At 34.6% G+C, this 1025-nt stretch carries 3 protein-coding genes; all 3 read left to right on the forward strand.

The window, feature by feature from the left end:
- A partial coding sequence (locus CVN76_RS03570) for a DUF3990 domain-containing protein (protein WP_100530325.1) occupies positions 1-530 on the forward strand: 530 nt, incomplete at its 5' end.
- Positions 520-756, forward strand: coding sequence for a hypothetical protein (locus CVN76_RS03575; protein WP_157805499.1), 237 nt, complete (start codon positions 520-522; stop codon positions 754-756). The genes CVN76_RS03570 and CVN76_RS03575, both read left to right, overlap by 11 nt.
- Positions 757-790: 34 nt before the next feature.
- On the forward strand, positions 791-1025 hold a 235-nt coding region (locus tag CVN76_RS03580; RefSeq protein ID WP_198512463.1), incomplete at its 3' end, for a YolD-like family protein.

The raw sequence follows: 1025 nt of genomic DNA on the forward strand, positions 1-1025 counted from the left end.
GTACTTCATCCGAATATTTTGACTCACTTTCAAATAATATAGATTTAAGCCAATGTAAAGAGTATACAGATTTCGGTAAAGGTTTTTATTTGACATCGAATTTCAATCAAGCGAGCAAACATGCAGAAAACAGAGTAGCGTTTGAAGGAGAAGCGATAGTTTTTGTTTTTGAGCTTAATATAGGTAAATTGAAAAGTGATTTTTCTAGTAAAATTTGGGTAGAAATGAATCCGGAATGGTCAGATTTTATTTATCTAAATCGTTCTAAACTAGAAACCTTTACTCATGGATATGATTATGTTTACGGTGGGGTTGCGGATGGGAAAATACATACTGTTATAAAAAATCGAGATCAGGGCAGAATAGACTCAGAGACATTTTATAAATATGTTTGTAATTATCCAAATTATGACCAGCTGTCTATTCACAATCAAGAGATTTTCGATTATAATATTATTAACAAAATAGGGGTGGTGAATGCATATGTCAAAAGTAAGCAATATAATGGAATTAAAGAACTTGGAAGCTGAAATTCTTTATGAGGAAGAAAATGGTTATCCAACTTTTAAAGAAGGAATTGCCAAGGAGTTAGCTGAAACTTTCGATGTTCCTTTGAGTGATGCTTTTAAAGTTATCTTTTCAAATTCTGTTCAGGCGAAAATTGACAGAGATATTGAATGGTCACAACATATGGGCATCTCCTTCTGGGCGGAAGAAATTAATAAACATTTCAGCAAGTTACAGGCTTTAGTTTAAAAAATGCCACTTTGTTTTTAGTGGCATTTTTATTTTGGATGAATTAAGAACGTGTGTTCGTGTTATAATATCGTTATCCATAACGAAGGGACTGACGGATATGACGATATGTGACCGCGGAAAGCTTAAGTGGGCACCGGCCGCCTTTCTACCGGAATATACGAAGATGCTGCGTAATTTGGATACGGATTATCACCGCAAACAAAAACCGATTATAGACGAGTTTCAATTCGAAGAGTTTGACCAGCGTATCTGCTACGGAATGGAAT

Source organism: Bacillus sp. mrc49, from assembly GCF_002803435.1.